The organism is Bacteroidota bacterium (assembly GCA_034439655.1).
In the GTDB taxonomy this organism is placed as follows: domain Bacteria; phylum Bacteroidota; class Bacteroidia; order UKL13-3; family UKL13-3; genus CANJUD01.
In genome coordinates this window covers 30,794-50,889 of record JAWXAU010000173.1, presented here as the reverse complement: position 1 = coordinate 50,889, position 20,096 = coordinate 30,794, and the positions used below count along the sequence as shown (strand labels likewise).

Annotated in this window: 24 protein-coding genes; 17 read left to right on the top strand and 7 right to left on the bottom strand. The window is 34.3% G+C overall.

The window, feature by feature from the left end; genetic code table 11:
* The first annotated feature begins 127 nt into the window (after positions 1-127).
* Positions 128-298, top strand: a complete 171-nt coding sequence (locus SGJ10_13160) for a hypothetical protein (GenBank protein MDZ4759071.1) — start codon at positions 128-130, stop codon at positions 296-298.
* 116 nt (positions 299-414) lie between these two features.
* Here SGJ10_13160 and SGJ10_13155 read toward each other — a convergent pair whose 3' ends face one another.
* The 7 genes from SGJ10_13155 to SGJ10_13125 form a co-directional block, all read right to left on the bottom strand.
* On the bottom strand, positions 415-795 hold the full coding sequence (locus tag SGJ10_13155; protein MDZ4759070.1) for a group III truncated hemoglobin: 381 nt from the start codon (positions 793-795) through the stop codon (positions 415-417).
* 18 nt (positions 796-813) lie between these two features.
* Positions 814-1,581, bottom strand: coding sequence for an ABC transporter permease subunit (locus SGJ10_13150; GenBank protein ID MDZ4759069.1), 768 nt, complete (start codon positions 1,579-1,581; stop codon positions 814-816).
* A gap of 4 nt (positions 1,582-1,585) precedes the next feature.
* Positions 1,586-2,293 (bottom strand): ABC transporter ATP-binding protein, encoded by a 708-nt coding sequence (locus SGJ10_13145; protein ID MDZ4759068.1) that lies wholly within the window; start codon positions 2,291-2,293, stop codon positions 1,586-1,588.
* Complete coding sequence (locus SGJ10_13140) at positions 2,290-3,534, bottom strand: nitrous oxide reductase family maturation protein NosD (protein MDZ4759067.1); 1,245 nt, start codon at positions 3,532-3,534, stop codon at positions 2,290-2,292. Before SGJ10_13140 ends, SGJ10_13145 begins: the two co-directional genes overlap by 4 nt.
* A gap of 1 nt (position 3,535) precedes the next feature.
* Positions 3,536-4,558, bottom strand: a complete 1,023-nt coding sequence (locus tag SGJ10_13135) for a nitrous oxide reductase accessory protein NosL (protein ID MDZ4759066.1) — start codon at positions 4,556-4,558, stop codon at positions 3,536-3,538.
* 96 nt (positions 4,559-4,654) lie between these two features.
* Complete coding sequence (gene nosZ, locus SGJ10_13130; protein ID MDZ4759065.1) at positions 4,655-6,643, bottom strand: Sec-dependent nitrous-oxide reductase; 1,989 nt, start codon at positions 6,641-6,643, stop codon at positions 4,655-4,657.
* Between the two features lie 60 nt (positions 6,644-6,703).
* On the bottom strand, positions 6,704-7,213 hold the full coding sequence (locus SGJ10_13125; protein MDZ4759064.1) for a c-type cytochrome: 510 nt from the start codon (positions 7,211-7,213) through the stop codon (positions 6,704-6,706).
* Between the two features lie 268 nt (positions 7,214-7,481).
* Between SGJ10_13125 and SGJ10_13120 the strand changes: the two genes are divergently transcribed.
* The 16 genes from SGJ10_13120 to SGJ10_13045 all read left to right on the top strand — a co-directional run bounded on the left by SGJ10_13120 (position 7,482) and on the right by SGJ10_13045 (position 20,088).
* Positions 7,482-8,087 carry a Crp/Fnr family transcriptional regulator gene (locus SGJ10_13120; GenBank protein MDZ4759063.1) on the top strand — a complete coding sequence of 202 codons (606 nt, stop codon included), beginning with the start codon at positions 7,482-7,484 and terminating at the stop codon, positions 8,085-8,087.
* A gap of 61 nt (positions 8,088-8,148) precedes the next feature.
* Positions 8,149-9,354 carry a hypothetical protein gene (locus SGJ10_13115; GenBank protein MDZ4759062.1) on the top strand — a complete coding sequence of 402 codons (1,206 nt, stop codon included), beginning with the start codon at positions 8,149-8,151 and terminating at the stop codon, positions 9,352-9,354.
* 47 nt (positions 9,355-9,401) lie between these two features.
* Entirely contained in the window at positions 9,402-9,785 is a 384-nt protein-coding gene (locus tag SGJ10_13110; protein MDZ4759061.1) for a cytochrome c, read from the top strand.
* The gene (locus SGJ10_13105) at positions 9,775-11,115 is read left to right on the top strand and encodes a cbb3-type cytochrome c oxidase subunit I (protein MDZ4759060.1); all 1,341 of its coding nucleotides are present in this window, start codon (positions 9,775-9,777) and stop codon (positions 11,113-11,115) included. Before SGJ10_13110 ends, SGJ10_13105 begins: the two co-directional genes overlap by 11 nt.
* A 36-nt stretch (positions 11,116-11,151) precedes the next feature.
* Positions 11,152-11,544, top strand: a complete 393-nt coding sequence (locus SGJ10_13100) for a hypothetical protein (GenBank protein ID MDZ4759059.1) — start codon at positions 11,152-11,154, stop codon at positions 11,542-11,544.
* 113 nt (positions 11,545-11,657) lie between these two features.
* Positions 11,658-12,443 carry a T9SS type A sorting domain-containing protein gene (locus SGJ10_13095; GenBank protein ID MDZ4759058.1) on the top strand — a complete coding sequence of 262 codons (786 nt, stop codon included), beginning with the start codon at positions 11,658-11,660 and terminating at the stop codon, positions 12,441-12,443.
* Between the two features lie 23 nt (positions 12,444-12,466).
* Positions 12,467-13,306, top strand: a complete 840-nt coding sequence (locus SGJ10_13090) for a choice-of-anchor V domain-containing protein (GenBank protein ID MDZ4759057.1) — start codon at positions 12,467-12,469, stop codon at positions 13,304-13,306.
* On the top strand, positions 13,306-14,001 hold the full coding sequence (locus tag SGJ10_13085; GenBank protein MDZ4759056.1) for a hypothetical protein: 696 nt from the start codon (positions 13,306-13,308) through the stop codon (positions 13,999-14,001). The genes SGJ10_13090 and SGJ10_13085 overlap by 1 nt, the downstream gene beginning before the upstream one ends.
* Position 14,002: 1 nt before the next feature.
* Positions 14,003-14,617, top strand: coding sequence for a class I SAM-dependent methyltransferase (locus SGJ10_13080; GenBank protein ID MDZ4759055.1), 615 nt, complete (start codon positions 14,003-14,005; stop codon positions 14,615-14,617).
* Between the two features lie 17 nt (positions 14,618-14,634).
* Positions 14,635-16,365 (top strand): multicopper oxidase domain-containing protein, encoded by a 1,731-nt coding sequence (locus SGJ10_13075; GenBank protein MDZ4759054.1) that lies wholly within the window; start codon positions 14,635-14,637, stop codon positions 16,363-16,365.
* A 29-nt stretch (positions 16,366-16,394) separates the two neighbouring features.
* Positions 16,395-17,081, top strand: a complete 687-nt coding sequence (locus SGJ10_13070; GenBank protein ID MDZ4759053.1) for a T9SS type A sorting domain-containing protein — start codon at positions 16,395-16,397, stop codon at positions 17,079-17,081.
* Positions 17,078-17,290 (top strand): heavy metal-binding domain-containing protein, encoded by a 213-nt coding sequence (locus tag SGJ10_13065; protein MDZ4759052.1) that lies wholly within the window; start codon positions 17,078-17,080, stop codon positions 17,288-17,290. The genes SGJ10_13070 and SGJ10_13065 overlap by 4 nt, the downstream gene beginning before the upstream one ends.
* A gap of 14 nt (positions 17,291-17,304) precedes the next feature.
* The gene (locus tag SGJ10_13060; protein MDZ4759051.1) at positions 17,305-18,174 is read left to right on the top strand and encodes a DUF3347 domain-containing protein; all 870 of its coding nucleotides are present in this window, start codon (positions 17,305-17,307) and stop codon (positions 18,172-18,174) included.
* Positions 18,175-18,180: 6 nt separating this feature from the next.
* Positions 18,181-18,717 carry a heavy-metal-associated domain-containing protein gene (locus SGJ10_13055; protein ID MDZ4759050.1) on the top strand — a complete coding sequence of 179 codons (537 nt, stop codon included), beginning with the start codon at positions 18,181-18,183 and terminating at the stop codon, positions 18,715-18,717.
* Position 18,718: 1 nt separating this feature from the next.
* Entirely contained in the window at positions 18,719-19,549 is an 831-nt protein-coding gene (locus tag SGJ10_13050) for a hypothetical protein (protein MDZ4759049.1), read from the top strand.
* Positions 19,546-20,088, top strand: a complete 543-nt coding sequence (locus SGJ10_13045) for a TlpA disulfide reductase family protein (GenBank protein MDZ4759048.1) — start codon at positions 19,546-19,548, stop codon at positions 20,086-20,088. The genes SGJ10_13050 and SGJ10_13045 overlap by 4 nt, the downstream gene beginning before the upstream one ends.
* The last annotated feature ends 8 nt before the right edge of the window (positions 20,089-20,096 follow it).

Sequence of the window (20,096 nt, the reverse complement as noted above, 5' to 3'; positions counted from 1 at the left end):
CTAAGAATATATTATTACTTTGGAAGTTTTATTGTCGCTGGAATAATATTCTTTTTAGCATTTTATCATACTGAAACAGGTAGTAAGGAAAATGCAAATGAATTCTATAATATAGCTTTTTTCTGTTGTGACTTTTAAGGAAATTAATAATAATCATTATACAGAAATAATTCATTTAAAAGATATTAAAAATAAAAGTGATCAAACAATTTGCATAGCCCACGAAGGTTTGTATTTAGAGGGATTATGGGAGGCTACCGAAGTGGGCGATACAATTATAAATCTGCTAATTCATTAATTATTAACATTAGCAAAAGAAATAAACAAGTAATAGTTCCAGCACAAGACTATGACGGTTATTTAGAATAACATATATTATATACAATCTCGCGTCAGCCCCTTATTCCTTGCCCCTTACTCATTATCACTCAAGATCTTAATCTGCATCACTGTAGAAATACTTAAAGCCCTTTGTTTGGCAAGCTCTGCTTTTTCGCCTTCAAATAATTCATCAATGGTGGAGGTAAATAATTGGTTCCATCTTTCAAAGTGTTCAGCATGTAGTGGTGTAACGCGGTGTAGGTGACGGTGTAGGTTCATAGGGTCGCCTATATAACTGCCAGTATAGAATATTGCATTTTCCCAAAAATCGAACATTATAGGTAAATGTTTTTCCCAGTTTACTTTTGCTATATCATTAAAAATATAACCAATCACCTCATCTTTTTTTACCTTGTCGTAGAATAAGGTGATAGCAAGCTCTATATCTTTTCTATTTTTCAAATCCTTTTTCATAATAAAAAGTGTTTAGTATTATAAATCTTTTTTATTGAATTTCTTAAGGGAGATACCCAAAGGAATAAGTGCCCAACAACATAGTATTAACAAAGATATATTAAACCCATAAGTGGTTCCGAAAAAATCTTTGAATACCGCACCTGTGTAGCCCATTAAGGCTGAAACATCCAAACGCAATAGGATAAGAATGCGACTCAGATCAATCGGGTTCAATGCACTCACAAGCATCATTGGTTTTTCTAAAGGATAATCGGCAAACTGAAATAATAATAATAGAACCAGGCCGTCAAAAACTAAGGCAAAGTACAACCATAGTAAAATTGCCAGGCCGATGCCTTTAGCTTTGTCACGCGTGGCAACGGCTGCCAGCATAGCTATAGAAACAAATATAATAGATAATAGTACGCCGATTAATACAATAATACATCCTGTAACTGTAGGTTCAAAAAACAAAATAGCAATGCCGGCACCAAAAACAAAAGCTAAAGTTAAGGATATGGACAATCCAGAAAATAAACTTAACCATATACTTTTTCTTTTTAAAGGTTGGCTCAAAAGCAATTCAATAAATTCAGAACTATTATAGATATAAATGGTAGAAAATATAATTGAAATGAGTGGAACAATGAACAGAATTAAGTTAAGCATACTGAGCAATCCCTTGGCATTGTTATCCTCTAGGCTAAATACACTAAACGAAACCACGAGGAGAAACAATGTGTAAGCCAGAACGATTTTACTTCGCAGGATATCTAAAACAACATATTTTATTACTTTACCCATCGTGCTATTTTTGTAACATAATATTTGCAATCGCCTTTGCTAATTTCACTTCACCTGTTTCATTTCTTAAGTCGTCAATACTTTTATGGAATTTTAATTTTCCGTCTTGCATGTATATAATTTGGGTAACAATATCATCCAATTCACTTAATATATGAGAGGTGATAAATATCAATTTGCCTTTTTGTTTTTCTTTGATTATTTTTTCTTTCAAGATTTCTGAAGCCACTGGATCGAGACCTGCTGTAGGCTCATCGAGTATCAATACATTTGCATTAAATAAAAATGCCAATGATGCACTCACTTTTTGGCGGGTACCTCCTGATAGTGTTCGCATACGTTTGTTCAACATATTATTCAAGTCAAATTTTTCGATCAGCTCTTCATCCAATTGTATATGCTCCGACTTGCGTATATCCTTCATCATGCCAATAATCTGTCCGATATTCATATTGTCGGGATAGCGACCAATTTGTGGCATGTACCCAATTTGTGAACGGTATTTCCAATCCTTCGCAATATTTTTATTGCTAAATAGGATTGTTCCAGAATCGGGGACTACCATTCCCAATATACATTTTATCAAGGTGGTTTTACCACTTCCATTGGGGCCAATAAGAGCAATACATTCGCCACTAGTGCAAGTTAAACTAACCTGGTCGAGGGCTTTTAATTTGCCAAATTGTTTCGATATATTTTGTATTTCAATCACAGGTTCAAAGCGTTCATTAAAGGAGTTTCGTCCTTCAAATTTTCTGGAGTGAGGGAAGGAATTACTTTTTCAGTTTTATCTAAAAGTGATACTATAATACTTCTAAATAAAATCATTGCTGGGGGATTTTTTTCGATAATCATCGAATACATACTAATAGGGCGATAAGGCACATCGCCTATCTTATCTTTGTTTATATCATAACCTTCATATTTATCCCAATAGTTGCTATTAAAACTATTTAAAACCAAAGTGCCATTGGTGCCGACATCAAAGGTATTTCCTACAAAATTATTTTTTGTGACTACCACATCCATGCAGCTTGCTTGAATTTTTAAAGCCCATCCATTATTGTTAAATATATTTTTTTTCATTTGCACCCTGTTCACACCTTCCATATATATTCCACAAGTATTTTTATTAAAGTGATTACCTTCTATATAGCTATCCGATATTTCTTTTAAGAGTAATCCAAAGGCAGCGTCACCCCAGTTTTCTTCAAAAGTATTATTATACATTTTTACACCGTGGGTAAACATCACAGCCACACCAGCTCCATTTTCTTCGAACACATTGGTGATATAAGCATCGTTATGAGAAAACATAAAATGCAAACCATAACGAATATTTTTTTGTGATATATTTCGCCATATTACGGAATTGGTTACAAACTCAAAATAGATACCGTCACGGTGGCCTTTAATAGTGTTTGCAATAATTTGCATGGTGTCACATTTCCAACAATGTACTCCATTCCCAATTTGTTGCTCCTGTTTTCCATAAGAAGTTAGTTGATTATTTCTTATGATACAATTTTGTGCATATTGGGCATAGATTCCAAAAAAAGTATCATCAAGTATATTGTCACTTATGGTTACATGGTGGGCATCGTAAATCTTGATACCAGCAGGGTCAAGCAAAGTAGCATATCCTGAGTGCTGTATTTTAAATCCACTTATTGTTACATAATTGGCTTTGATAGAAACAATTTCATATTTGTTTTCACCATCTATAATGGGATAGCTTTTTCCTATTAGTATTATAGATTTATTGATGATTAGGTTTTTTTCAAAATAAATTCCTGGGTATACGATTATGGTATCGCCAGATGAAGACTGTTTGATTGCCAGGTTGATAGCTCTATATTTTTGTGTTTTACCTACATTATATGTTTTTGCAAATAGATTCGTGAATGAACCTGCTACTAAAAGTATATATATAGTAAATGAACGAACATTCATATTATTTGGATATTTGTTCCCAAGTCACTTCTTCACCTCCCAAATTATTTTTATAAACCTGCAAGCTATCTTTATAAGAATATGCTGCTACATTTCCTTCCATCGGACTTCTTAGCTCTTCGCTTCTTAAAAGGAAACATGCGTTCTTGTTTATCAACTCATGTTTGCCACAATAATCTGTTAGATATATATCTTTGATATCTTCTATCTTGATTTCACCCGATTGTATATCAGAAATAAAGCAATGGGCTTCGTCGTATTTATATATTTTTCCTTTTTGGGTTATAGCCTCTGTGCCAAACCTAATATCGCTGATAGCCATTTTACAAAATTTGCACTTATCAATTCCTACCTTAAGTGGCTCAGGAGATACATTACAACTCGGTAAGCTGAATACTAAAAATAGTATCGTGGCGACTTTAATATTTTTTTTAGAAACTATAGTTTTCTTAACATCACGGTAATCCATCACGATGCAAAACAATAATAATATACCAACGCTCACAAATATCCAACCACCAATATCAGGTACTGAGTATGCCCCAAAGTTGAGTAATTGTTTAAATCCAATTAACGGTGGTTGATAGGCCATGCCAGGCACTATAATAGCGGCTTCAGGATTTAAGTTATGTCCATAATCGTATTCCCACATCCAAAAATCGGCCATGGCTACTATACCGAAAACTAGAAACATAATAAACAGAATATTCATTAATTTCCTTTTGCGAAGTATTGCTACTAGTACAAATAGTCCAGCAAATACACTAATGATTTTAGGTAATATTTTGAATTCGATAAAGTCTTCGGTATGTAAAGTTTTCATACCAATATAGTGATTCAAACCATTAATAATATCTACACTTCCTCCTAGTTTATCAGTATATATAAGTAATCGTAAACCCTCTGGATATTGCGGGGCACTGAGGTCTATCATCCACATAGGCACATATAATACTACTATTAGTGCAATGCCACATAAGGCCAATACAATTCTAATCCAGTTTTTAAATGGGTGCTTTGCCATAATATTAAATAATTATATAAAGTGATAAAAAAGGATGAGTTGTAATTGATATTATACATTGCCAATTACAACTCACCCGAAAATATATATATAGTTTTATGGATTAGTTTTATCTGGTGGTGGTTGATTTTTACCAGTACTGAATAATAGTGGTACGGTACTTCCCGCAGGTGATACTCTTATATATCCTGACATCTCTTGGTGCAGTGCACTGCAAAAGTCAGTACAATACATAGGGAATATTCCTACTTTATCGGGCACCCATTTCAAGGTTTGTGTTTCTCCAGGCATTATCAGCAATTCAGCATTGGCGGCACCTTTAACTGCAAATCCGTGCGGCACATCCCAATCCTGTTCCAAGTTAGTGATATGGAAGTATACTTCATCGCCCAATCTTATTCCTTCTATATTGTCAGGAGCAAAATGTGAACGTATAGCTGTGGCATACACATGTACTTTGTTCCCTTGCCTTACTACTTTACTTGCACCTTCACCTTTTGTAACAAATGGGTGCATATTCTCTTCTATCTTAAATATTTTCACTTGCTTCTTTGAAATTAGCTCCGCTACACAGGCTTGTGCATAGTGCGGTTCTCCAATAGTGGGGAAGTCTAATATTAGTTGCATTTTTTCTCCGCTTATATCATATAATTGTGCACTTTGTGCTAGTTCAGGACCTGTAGGCAAATAACGATCTTTGGTGATTTTATTATATGCTATTAAGTATTTTGCATTCGGAGTTTTGGTATCGCCACCGGGTACACATAAGTGGCCCACAGAATAAAATGTAGCAACTCTGTCTAATACTTTTAAATCTTTAATATTCCATTTTACAACTTCCGATGAAACAAACATTGATGTATAAGCATTGCCTTTATTGTCAAACTCGGTATGCAAAGGGCCAAGACCTGGTTTTTTTACTTCACCGTATAATGCAGATTCGTATTTGATAACAGGTATGCCTTCATAATCGCCTGCATAAGATTTTGAAGCAATAGCACTCATTATTTTATCGAAACTAAATACTGGAATCAACGCAGCCAATTTACCACTACCTACTATATATTCACCTGTTGGATCCACATCGCAACCGTGTGGTGATTTAGGACAAGGGATAAAATAACATATATCTTTTAGTTCTTTCGAGTCTAATACAGTTACTTCTGTTTTAATTTCCGAAGTAGCACTATGCGTTTTGTCGCTATATACATTATGGGCATATTTTACTGCTTGCTTTCTACCTTTACCCGCTTTCAAATATTCTTCTGCTTTTTTCCAATTTACTGCCATAATAAAGTCCTTATCTTTTTGCGAAGCATTTACTTCTAGCAAAGTATTTGCTTGCTCAGTATTATAACACGAGAAGAAAAACCAACCATGCGATTTTCCTTTACCAGCACGGCTCAAATCGAAGTTCACACCAGGACATTGTATTTGAAAAGCAATATCCATTTTGCCATCTTCTTTGCCCACACTTACAAAACTTAAAGTGCCTTTAAAATTTTTCTTATAAGAATTAATTGGTATATCACCATTTACATCATCGGGAGGAACACTAAAACGCGTACCTGCTACTACATATTCTGTATTTTCTGTAATAAATGGCGAGGAGTGATTACCACCACTATTGGGCAATTCTATTATTTCCTGTGTGCGGAAAGTTGTTAAATCTATACGTGCAATACGCGGTGTGTTATTGGCATTTCCAAATGCCCAACGACCATCATATTCTCCAGCGGTTTTGGAAAGTTGAACGTGGTGCAAATCATCCCAAGGCACAAATCCATGTGAGGTATTTAACATAGGTTTTGTTTCTTCCGAATAACCATACCCCTTTTCGGGATCGACAGAGAATACAGGAATTACGCGAAGCAAACGTCCTGAAGGAAGGCCATAGGCACTCATTTGCCCACTGAATCCACCACTTACAAAATTATAAAATTCATCATATTTTCCTGGAGCAACATAAGTTTTTGCGGCAGCATCTCCACTAACTGCATTGCCCGCATTTTTTGGTTTACAACCAATCATTGCTGTCAAAACAAACATAGTTGCAATTGACAGAATTGTTAATTTACTTTTCATGGTTTTTTATATTATATAGTTTTTGTGTTATACCGATATTTAAGGGTAAAGATATATTTATTATTTAACGCCATCATTTTTTCTCATATACTCAAGTAGGCCGCGAGCATCATCATCACTCAAGCTTTGATTGGGCATACGCACCAAACATAATTCTAACTGAGCTTGAGCTTTTGGATCTTTTGTCAACATTTCATCAGTGTTGGTGATAAAGTTCATAATCCATGCAGGCTGATGACGTTTTGTTACACCTTGCCAACCTGGGCCTACCAATTTTTCATCGGTGAGTTTATGGCATGAGGAGCATTTTACGTCTGAAACTTTTCCGCCGGCCACCGCCAATTTTTCGTCTAGTTTGTCACCAACTTTTACATCAGTAAATTTTCCTGTGCCACGATTCGGGTCATAGGATGGATTATCATTCGACTCTTTGGGAGTTTCTGTTTGGGGTTTTGAATTAGGGTCTTCCGCTTTTTGTTTATCGTTATTAGATGTATTGCTTGAACAAGCAGCGATAAATACACCGAAAATACCCATAAGGCTGATTGCAATAATTTTTCTGACAGTCATATATTTTAGTTTTTATTATGATGCAATATTATAGTAAATAAAAGTTTGCGTTTTATGATTACAATCATACCAGGACCCCAATATTGCTATATCGTAGGGGTTGCATTACGCTTATTGAAGTGCTCGCAATCAATAGTAATAGCCTTCTTCACCATATTGAGCCTCTTTTTATTTAGGCCCTAAAATATTTCATGATATTTATCATAAGCAAAACTGCTCGTGGTTATGTTTGTTATAATTTTGTGAGTCTTAATTTGAGTGCTCAAAAATGAGTACGCTTATGATAGATATTAATACATTAATTGCATGGGGAGGTTCGTATAAAAAATATAATGCTGAAGAAACTATATTTTGGGAAGGCTCCACTTGTTATTACTATTATCAATTGGTAAAAGGCAAAGTTTTATGGATGAATCTGAACGATGATGGTAAAGAATTTATTCAAAATATGATAGAACCTGATGAATGCTTTGGAGAATTACCGTTATTTGATGGAGAGCCTTATGCAGCATCATCTATAGCTCTCGAAGATTGCATGGTAATTCGCTTGCCCAAAGATTTGTTTCTTCAACTTATCAAAGAGAATCATGAAATACATATGAATTTTACCAAACTTTTAGCACAAAGACTACGCTATAAATTCCTATTATTAAAAACGATTGCTTTCGAAAATCCAGAAATAAGGATATCTATTTTGTTGAATCATTATAAAAATAAACACCAACTTATTCCACATCAACCTTTCCAAGTTAACCTTACCCGTCAGCAAATAGCAAACATGACGGGGCTTAGAGTGGAGACGGTTATTAGAACCATTAGAAATCTAAATGAAAGAGGGGAGTTGCGAATTGACCATGGTAAAGTATTTATGTAATTATGACTAGACGCATAAATTTGCAGCAATATTTATAAGGAAATTTGCCTCAAATTATTTTATGGGATTGGTCAATCACAAGTGGCTTCGGATAGCTCTTATAAATTTAAATATTATAGCTTTGATAGGTGTAGTACTAAGGTACAAAATCGCCTTCGCACTTCCCTTTGTCGACCAAAAGCAACTATTACAAGGACATTCTCACTTTGCCTTTGCAGGTTGGATTACCCAAGCATTAATGGCTTTGCTAGTTGATTACTTATATAGAAGAGGAAATAAAAATGCATATAAAAAGTATGGGTGGATTTTAATAGCAAATTTGATAACTGCATACGGTATGTTAGTTGTTTTCCCTATTTCAGGCTATAATATTTATTCAATCACTTTTTCTACACTTTCAGTTTTTGTTTCTTATATATTTGCTATTATATATTGGAGAGACTTAAACAAATTAAAATTGGATGCTATTAGTCATTTGTGGTTTAAAGCCTCATTGATATTTAATGCTATTTCCTCGCTAGGAGCCTTTAGTTTGGCCTATATGATGGCCAATAATTTGGTGCAACAAAATTGGTATTTGTCGTCCGTATATTTCTTTTTACATTTCCAGTATAATGGTTGGTTCTTTTTCGCATGTATGGGTTTGTTTACTGACAAACTGAATACCTTAGGTAAATTAAATGGTTCATTTAAATATATATTTTGGTTATTTTTTCTCGCGTGCATACCTGCTTATTTTTTATCAGTATTGTGGATGCCAATTCCACTTTGGAGTTATTGGTTGGTAGTAGCATCTGCTATAGCTCAGGTTATAGCTTGGCTTTGGTTGGTAAAGATTATTTCTATCAAAAAAAATTTATCAAGAACCGCATTTACCTTATTACTTTTATCAGCCATTGCACTAAGTATTAAATTACTTTTGCAGTTAGGTTCCACCTATCCACCATTAAGTAAATTGGCTTTTGGATTCCGACCTATAGTAATAGGTTATTTGCATCTAATTTTGCTCGGTGTAATCACTGTTTTTATTATAGGATATTCAGTATCTCAAAAACTAATTTTGTTGAACCGCTTAAGCACTGTTGGTATCATAGTTTTTACATTTGGAATATTTTTCAATGAATTATTATTAATGGTACAAGGTATATCAGCACTTAAGTATGAGAGTGTTCCCTATACGAATGAATTTCTTTTGGTGGCAGCGATAATAATGTTTAGCGGAACTACATTGATAGTTAGAAGTCAATTTAAATTTAAGTTGACTTAATAAATGGTACGATGAAGAAGCAATGGCAGAAATATCTTTTTGCATTGATGGCAATATCTTTCTTTAGTTATTCTCTAGTTTTATATTCAAACAAAAATTATACGTATCAATCCAATTATGATCATACTAAAGCTATTGATGGGCAATTAGTCTGGCAAAAGTATAATTGTCAGAGCTGCCATCAGCTTTATGGCTTGGGCGGATATTTAGGCCCTGACCTTACCAATATTATCTCAGTAAAAGGGAAAGATAAACAATATATATTGGCAATTATTCAGTCTGGATCTAAACAAATGCCCGTATTCCATCTGAATGAACAGGAGAAAGAAAATCTGATCACGTTTTTAATTTCAACTGATGCCAGTGGAACGGCAGACCCAAGAACTTATATAAAGCAATCGAATGGAATGATATATAAACATGGGAATTAATTTGCACAGCAGTATAGGTCGTTATTACTTAGCTTCCGCTTTGTTTATGCTAGTATTGGGTTTAGTTTTTGGGGTAGTGGCGGCATTCAATTATATAATCCCAGGTTTTTCACAAGAATATTTGGGCTTTATACAATTACGCCCCATGCATGTATCATGTGTGATGTTTTTTATATTGATGGGGGCTTGCGGTTGTATATATTGTGGCTTGCAATCTGCACAACCTGATACTATCTCAAAACCATTGGCCTATATGCAGTTAGTAATATGGTGGATTGCAATTATAGCTATTTTATTTTCGTATTCGCAGCAACAATTTGGGGGCAGAGAATATTGGGAATTTCCACCAAAGTATGCATTAATTATTGCAATTACGTGGGTACTTTTTTTAGTTAATTATTTTATAGCTGCCACTAAAATTAAAAAATGGCCCGTATATATTTGGATGTGGATGACGGGAATTATATTCTTTCTTTTTACTTTTTTAGAAAATTATCTTTGGGAGTTCCCCTATTTTAGAGAACATTTCCTCAAAGACCTTACTATTCAATGGAAAGCAAATGGTTCATTGGTAGGCTCGTGGAACCAAATGATATATGGCACTGCCTTTTTTTTAATGGAACGAATTAGTGGCGAACGTTCCACCGCAAAATCTAATTTAGCATTCGCTTTGTATTTTTTGGGATTGTTTAATTTAATGTTTAATTGGGGCCATCATATATATACTTTGCCTACCGAAAGTTATATCAGATATGTGAGTTATATAGTGAGCATGACCGAATGGATATTTTTGCTACGAATATTTTATACTTTTAAGAGCACAGTTACTACCGCACGCAAAAACTATTATTATTTCCCATACCGTTTTTTATTGGCTTCAGAAGTCTGGATTTTTTTTAATATGATGCTTGCCATTGTGATGTCGATACCAGCATTTAACTTATATACACATGGCACACATGTTACAGTGGCACATGCTATGGGAACCACAATAGGCATTAATACGATGATACTAATTGCAGCTTGTTTTGAATTTTTTATGCCCCATAATGAAGAATTTGCAAAAGGATCAAAAGTCTTGAATGTTTTTTATTGGATGCTACAAATTGGGTTATTACTTTTTTGGCTATCATTAATCATCATCGGGATACAAAAAGGTATTTGGCAAATGGGAGCTCAGACTACTTCTTTCAGTTCGATGATGCAAAGCCTACAAGCATGGTTTTATGTATTTGTTTCGACAGGAATTATATTGATGGCTTCCTTAAGTTCACTCGCTTTTATTTTGCTCCACGCGTTTTTAACGAAAAAAAAGTATTTGCATTTTTAAAAACCTCCTTATATTTGCGTAAGCATTTTCGAGGAAATGAGAAAAATATTCGCAATACTTTTACTGTTCTGTTATCTGATACCAGCCATTGGCTTATCAGTATCCGTGCATTATTGCGGTGGAAGGTTAGCCTCATTTTCGATTATTGGTACAGACGAAGCCAAATGTCCCTGTGGTGATATGCCCATGAAAAAAGATTGTTGTAAAGACAAAACTGCTTCTTTTAAGATAAAGGATACCCAGCGTAACTCTAAGCAAATTATTGTTATTGTGTATAAAGGTTTTAAGCAGTTACCTATTGCTTCTACCCCCTTATATGGTATAAATTACACATCAATATTTTCGGAGCAGGAAATACAGTTCGACCATCCGCCTCCGCTGCTAAATGAGCAAGCTATATATTTGCTCAATCAGGTTTTTCTTATTTGATTTTCACTCATTTTTTTGCCGACACTTTAAATAAGTGCATCGGCTAGAGATGTATTTATACATTTCCAAAGAATATTTCCCCAAAAACAAATCAATAATTAATAAAACAAAAAATGAAAAACACAATTTTTCTATCAATTGCTTTGATGTTCGTAATTACGATTTCCAAGGCCCAAACAGTAATGCAATTAAAAGGTGTTGACTGTAACGGAAACTCCCACGATTTATTGGCCGACTTAGACGCAGGTAAAGCCGTACTGATTCACTTCTTTATGCCCAATTGCGGTAGTTGTCCGCCACCCGCACAAAAAATCCAGAAGATGGCGAATAATGTAATGAAAAAGCATCCTGGAATGATTACAGCCTATGCTCTGCCTTTCAACAATTCAACCACTTGTAGTTCTACAGCCACCTGGTGTTCTTCAAACGGACTTTCATTATATATGCCTTATGACAGCGGTGCCGCACAAGTGGCCAACTATGGTGGTTTTGGAATGCCTACAATAGTTTTGCTAGGAGGTAAAGATCATAGAGTGATGTTTTCTTCGCAAAGTTTCAGCACGAGTGATACCACTGAAATGAGAGATTCAATTTTGGCCATGCTGGGTGGCACAACAGGTATTGATGATATAACAAATACAGTTTCTATATTTACTGTTTATCCCAATCCGGCATCTGATATGGTAACTATAAATCTTGAACTGAAAGAAGCTACGAACTTATTGATTGAAGTTACTGACATCACAGGCAAAATTGTTAGTACAATCATGAATGAAAAGCTAAATGCAGGTGTTGTAAGCAAAGAAGTAAATACTACCAACCTTCCCAATGGAAATTATTTGATAAAGTTGACCGCAAATGGAAAAACTGGGGTTCAAAAATTGAACATTTTGCATTAAATTAGATTCAATATATATCTGTGATGAAAAAAATAATTTTCCCTACTTTTATAATTCTTACGGGAATTATAATACTTGAATCATTTGGCACCATACAACCTCGCCAAAAAGATGGGACTGAACCTGGGTATACCGGCTCACCTGGCGATAGTTTAAAAAATTGCACCGTCTGCCATGGAGGGAAAGCAACTACTGTAAGCAATTGGATTGAATCTAACATTCCTACCGAAGGCTACACACCTGGTGCAACATATACTATTACAGCTACCAATACCGAATCTGGAGGTACACGATTTGGCTTTGAGGTATCTCCTCAAAATATTAGTGGAGACTTGCTGGGGAAAATTGTAATAACTGATACAACTCGAACCAAACTTGTAGGTAATAATAAATATATCACTTACACAAAATACGGTGTAGATGGAATTGGTAAACTTTCATGGAAATTCGATTGGGTGGCCCCGTCAGCAAATACGGGCGATGTTGTTTTTTATGGAGCATTTAATTCAAATTTTGAAGGACACAAGGACAGCGACCAGACATTTCTTTCTACCTTAAAAGTAAATGAAAAAAATCCCCTTGCGATAGCGGAAAAAGAATCTAAATTGAATTCATTCAAAGTGTATCCTAATCCTGCCACCGATTTAGTTTCTATCAGTATGGACTTGAAAGAAACTTCAAACTTGTTGATTGATGTTACCGACATCACCGGGAAACAAGTTGCCATTATCAGCAATGAAAAACAAAGTGCTGGTGCCTTGACAACACAATTCAACACTACTATTTTGCCAAGCGGAAATTATTTTGTGCGGATAAGTGTGAACGGGAAAACCGCCACACAAAAACTAAGCATCGCTCACTAATGAGAAAAATAAAACATAAAGTTTTAGTATTAGCTGCAATGTTTGCGGCTAATACTTTTTCTTTTGCTCAATCATACACCATCAGACCCAACGATACTTTCATTGTAAATGCAATGATGGAAGATTTGGAAACATTGACTATTCAGCAAGTCAATAGCACAAGCAACACCATTTATTTGAAGTGGGAAAAAATTAGTGCATCGGTTCCTGCACTTTGGGAAGCATCGGTGTGCGATAATCAAATTTGCTATACAACTTTAGTAGATAGTGGTTCAATGAATCCAATTATTCCAAGTGAATACGGTTTCTTGTTGCTACATATCACGGCACATGTAAATTACGGCACGGCAATCATTCGTTATGCAGTATGGGATATTAATTTCCCTTTGATGAAAGACACTTTGACTTTTATAATGAATGTAGCCACAACAGGAATTGCAAATGCAAATTTTGAAGCACCTTCTGTTTGGTTTGCTGAAAATAAAATCCATTTACAAAACACCAATGAAAATTATTCATTACTTTTAATAAGTGATTTAAGCGGAAAAGAAATTTTCAAAACAAACATTCACAGGCAAACAGAAATTGGCCCAATAGCTATCGGGATGCCGTCACTTCCAACTTCTGTTTATATCATTCAACTAAGTGGCAAGCAAAAAAAGTTTCAACAAAAAATATTTATAACCCTTCACTAAAATGACAGCAAGAAAAGAACACTGGGAAAAAGTTTATGCAACTAAACTACCCAACGAAGTTAGTTGGACACAGGAAATTCCAAAAACATCTTTGGACTTTGTTCATAGTTTTAATTTACCTAAGACGGCAAGCATTATTGACATTGGCGGTGGCGATAGCAAATTGGTTGACTACCTTCTTGACGAAGGTTTTGAAAATATTTCGGTGCTCGACATTTCAGAGAATGCAATTGAAAGAGCAAAGAAGCGACTTGGCGACAAAGCGAAAAAAGTAAATTGGATTGTTAGTGATGTTACAGAATTTCAACCTGCCACGTCTTATGATTGTTGGCACGACAGAGCTACCTTTCATTTCCTCACAAGTACGGATGATATGAATACCTATCTCACAATAGCACGACAAGCCGTAAATAAATATTTAGTTATTGGAACATTTTCTGACAAAGGACCAAAAAAATGTTCAATGCTTGATGTTCACCAATACACCGAAGAAGAATTACAACAACAACTGCAAAACGGTTTTGAGAAAATAAAGTGTGTAACCGAAGATCATAATACACCTTTTGATACCACACAGAATTTTTTGTTTTGCAGCTTCAAACGATTTATCAATTAAGAAAAAATTCATCAGCAATGAAATTAAAATCAATTTACACAGTCTTAACTTTTCTTGTATTCACAAGCCAAACTAGCTTTGCTCAAAATGCATTATACATCCCAACTGCACTAACAGGTACTACTTTCAACCTAAAAGTACAAAGTGGTTTTCAAAAATTTTATGATACAATTAAAACTCCCACTTATGGTGTAAACGGTACATGGTTAGCACCTACTATTATAGCTAATAAGGGAGATAGTATTATATTAAATGTGAAAAACGAATTGTCCGTAAAAACTACCATGCATTGGCACGGTTTGCATGTAGCTCCTGAAAATGATGGAGGGCCGCATCAAATTATTAAACCAAATACTACATGGAGTCCATCATTTAAAATACGAAATAATGCGGCAACATTTTGGTATCATCCTCATGGTGCAGGACAAACAGACCCCCAGGTTTCAAAAGGAATTGCGGGATTTTTTATCGTTAAAGATGCTGCTGAGGCTGCACTAAATTTACCAAGAACTTATGGTGTAGATGATATACCAATTTGTATACAAAGTAAAGCTTTTGATGAGCTAAAACAAATTGCTATTGCTACTAATATGGATACCGCACTTTTTGTGAATGGTACCTTGAATACTTATTATAATACTGCAGCACAAGTTATACGTTTTCGTTTACTAAATGGCAGTAGTTTGCGTTCTTATAATATAGGTTTTTCCAATGGACAAACATTTTATCAAATTGCTACCGATGGTGGTTTACTAGATACTTCTATAGCCTTAACACGACTACGTTTATCGCCTGGAGAAAGAGCAGAAATATTGGTTAATTTCTCAGGAATGATGGGGCAAACTATATATCTAAAAAGTTTTGCTTCTGAGTTGCCGACAGGAATTTATGGTGCTGCCACAGTTGGTTTTGGTGCAGACACCATTCACGAATACAGCGACAATTTTTTGAATGGTGCTGATTTTAATTTGCTGCAACTTAATATAGGTACACAAACGGCAACGCCTGTTACCATAATACCAACAAGTTTAATTCCTTATATACCTTTCAATATAAATTCTGCAACAAATTATAGAACTATAATATTTGATACCCTTCGATTGTTGCCCTTTGAGACACCCAATTTAGCGGAAGGTCCTTTCGGAATGAATAACCATACGTTCGATATGGATAGTATTAACGAAACTATACATTTAAATACTACAGAAGTTTGGACGCTTATCAATAATACTTTGGTAGCACATCCATTTCACATACACGACATCCAATTTAACGTAATTGAAAAAAACGGAGTCCCAACACCACCATCTGAACTAGGGTGGAAAGATGTTGTGTTGGTAATGCCTGATGACAGTGTAAAATTTATTACGAAATTTGAAACTTTTGCAAATAGTACTATTCCATATATGTATCATTGTCATCTGCTTCACCACGAAGATGATGGCATGATGGGAAGTTTTTTGGTGATTGATACAAATATTAAAACAGGCATTGTTAATATTAAGAAACAAAATTTCGATTTGTATCCCAATCCTGTTTCTAAAACTTTATTTCTGAATTTCAATAACGAATTTCCTTTTGCAGAAATAAATGTAGTGAATGTTTTAGGTGAAACTGTTTTGAAACAAAACATTAGCGACACCAAAAATACAACTTTAGATGTTGATGATTTAGCCAACGGAATATATTTTATCCAAATAAAAACACATACCATTTTCCTTACTCAAAAATTTATTAAACAACAATGATATCCTGCAAGTACCTATACAAAATTTTAGTGCTGCAACCGATGTTGTTGATGACAGTTATTGGTCATACTCAAATTATTTTCCCTGAAGGACATGAAAAGAAAATAACTTCGAGCCATACTGTACTTTACGAAGAAACAAAGATACCTTTTATAAATCGCGGTGGTAAAATAACAGATCTCAGATGGCAAAGGATTAGTGATTCAATCCCTCCTGATTGGTTTATTATGGCTTGCATGAATGGCACTTGCTTGGGCGGTGTGCCAGAGAGTGGTCGATTTGATAATTTCTTAAATAATGCAGACAGTATTGGCTTTCTTAAATATCATTTTGATTTTAATGGAATGCCTGGAACAGCAATTATTCGGTTCTTAATCTTTAATGATTTAATGATTGGTTCAAACACTGATACAGCCACATTTAATATTACTTATGTTGCCCCTAATGCTTTAGCATATAGTAGCGAGCCTGCTCAATTAACTGCATACCCAAATCCCTCTACAGATTTTTGGACTATTGGCGGAATAGACATTACTTCAATAATTTCTGCTAAAATAACTGATGTTTTAGGGCATATCATTGCTATTGAATTACCTATTATACCAGTTAATAATTTATCTTGTAGGATTTATAATACCTCACTGACTCCAGGAATATATTTTCTTAAATTAAGCCGACCTAATTTTTCTCAAATACTTCAATTAATTAAACAATGAAATTAATAATCATCTTCACTATAATAAGCTTAACGATTGCTTGCAGTTCCAGTAATAGCAATACTGGAAAACCTCTTCTCTATCATTGTCCCATGGATTGTGAGGGTGCAAAAAACTATACGAAATCAGGTAATTGCCCCGTATGTAAAATGGAATTAAATGAAGTAGAAAATGACAGCACAGTAATTGATACCTTAAAACAACAATAAAATAAATAAACATCATGAAAATTATAAATATAATAATATTATTATTATCCTTCACCTGTTATAGCTGCGAAGCAAAGATAAAAAATCCGAAAACAGAAACTCATAAAATATATGGGAATTGTGAAATGTGTAAAGTGCGAATAGAGAAAGCTGCTTACGAAAAAAGCCTCGCCAAAGCTGTTTGGGATGAAAACACCAAAATAGCAACCTTAACTTTTAATAGTAAAAAGACCAATACTGATGAAATCTTAAAACGAATTGCTTATGCAGGATATGACAATGAAAAGTATATTGCTCCTGATGAAGCGTATGCGAAACTTCCTGGTTGTTGCCAATATGAAAGAAAAAGTAGTACAACAAAAGCTATTGTTAAATCTGATACAAAAATGGCAATGGACGACACTACCAAACAAACTGTGATAGATACAATTGTTAAAGCTACAGCTCCCGCCAATCCTATAGCGGAAGTGTATGACGCTTATTTTGCATTGAAAGATGCATTAACTAAAGATGATGGAGTGGCAGCAAGCAATAAAGCAAAAATATTATATGATGCAATATATAAATTACCTATGGAAAAGTTAACCGCTGCACAACATATAGTTTGGATGAAATATGAAAAACTACTTTCGTATGATGCGGAACATATAAAAGGAGTGGAAAAAGTGGATCACCAACGGGAACACTTTATTGCACTTTCGAAAAATATGTATGAAGTAATGAAAGTAATAAAAATGGACACAACTGTTTATTATGATTTTTGCCCGATGGCTGATGGCGGCAAAGGTGCTACCTGGTTGAGTTTGCAGAAACCTATTGTGAACCCATATTTTGGCAAGCAAATGCTTACTTGTGGTAAAGTACAGGCAACAATTATTAAGTAAAATATAATGAAAAGGTGTATAGCAAAATTAATTCTTATTTGTATATTTATTATAGCACAAATTTCGGCTCATGCTCAATTTGTGAAAGCGGAACTAGTAGCAAGCGGTTTAACATGTTCCATGTGCTCGTTTGCCACACAAAAGCAACTGCAATCAGTTCCATTTATCGACACCATAGGTACTGATTTGAACCATACCACTTTTTTACTGAGTTTCAAAAAAGATTCTGTTATTGACTTTACGTTAATTAAAAAGAAAGTGGAGGATGCTGGATTTTCTGTAGCTTCTTTAGTCCTTACTTTTCATTTTGACAGTTTGAAGGTGGATAACAATTATCACCTGTATTATCAAAATTCTTTATACCATTTCATAAATTTGAAGTCTAGAATATTAAATGGCAATACGAAGCTAAAACTTATTGATAAAGGCTTTGTGTCAGATAAGGAATATAAAAAGTATAGGAAAGTAATAGACAATCATACTTCTGAGCAAGCAGGAAACACACGCATTATAACTCATGTATATCATATAATAGTTTTATAATATGAAAATACTTTTGTTTTTATTACTGCTATCAATCTCATTTGCAATAAATGGACAAGAGCTATATGTATCATCAGAGCCTGCCAGTAATATGCCCTCGAAATCAATCGGATTTAGGCTAAACAATGAAATAATGCCACCTTACCGCAATGCGTTGTATGGAGTAGATAATAAACGGTATATGTTTAGGCAAAACGCAGAAGTTATGCTAGGGTTAAGTAAGAAATGGATGTTTCACTTCAGTATGTTTTCGGGTACTTTTCATCAGTCGTATTATAAGTTTGAGGGGATTAATCTTTATACTAAGTTTCGTTTCCTATCAAAGGATAATGTACAAAGCCATTTTCGGATGGCAGCTTATGCTAAAGCCGCTGTAATTAGTAATGACATTCAGTATAATGATATAAATTTGCAAGGCGATAATTCAGGATTTGCTGGGGGCATTATCGCTACGCAATTGTTGCATAAATTTGCTCTTTCTTTTACGGGTGGATATAACCACAGCATCAATAATTTAAAATATAAGTTAAAGCCATCACAGCCAAGCTGTGCTTACAATTATTCTTTTTCAGCAGGATATTTATTGTTCCCGTTCAAATATAAAAATTATCGACAAACTAACATTAATTTATATTTTGAAATGCTGGGAAAAACCAATCCACAAACGGCCGAACACTATATAGACATGGCACCTGCGATACAGTTTATTATAAACAGTCGCATGCGATTGGAGATGGCTTATAAAAGACAATTAGCAGGGAATATGCTCCGAATCAACAACCAAAGTATATTAATACGATTTGAATACAATATTTTCAATGCTTATAAATGAAAATTACAACCCAAACTTCTGTTATTCTTATTATATTATATATTGCTATAACAGCATTTGCTAATCCTTTTATTTATCAAACACCTCTTAAAAAAATTGCATCAACGGATGTAAGAACATTGGATGGTAAAACATATAATACTGCGAGTATTTCTAATAATGGGAAACCCATTATTATTAGTATTTGGGAAACGACTTGCAAACCATGTATTAATGAATTAGATGCAATTTCAGATCAATATGAACAATGGCAGAAAGAAACTGGAGTTAAATTAATTGCCATTTCTATTGATGGACCAAGAACAATTGGAACTGTTGAGTCTGTTGTGAAATCAAGAGGTTGGGAATATGAAGTTTATAAAGATGTAAATCAAGATTTCAAAAGAGCAATGAATATAGGATTTTGTCCTTACACATACTTGCTCGATAGTACTGGAAATATAGTATGGGAAAAAGGTGCGTATTTAGCAGGTGATGAAACAATATTATATGAACTTGTGAAAAAATTAAGTAGGGGTGAAAAAATTCTAGGTAATTAACTTTAATA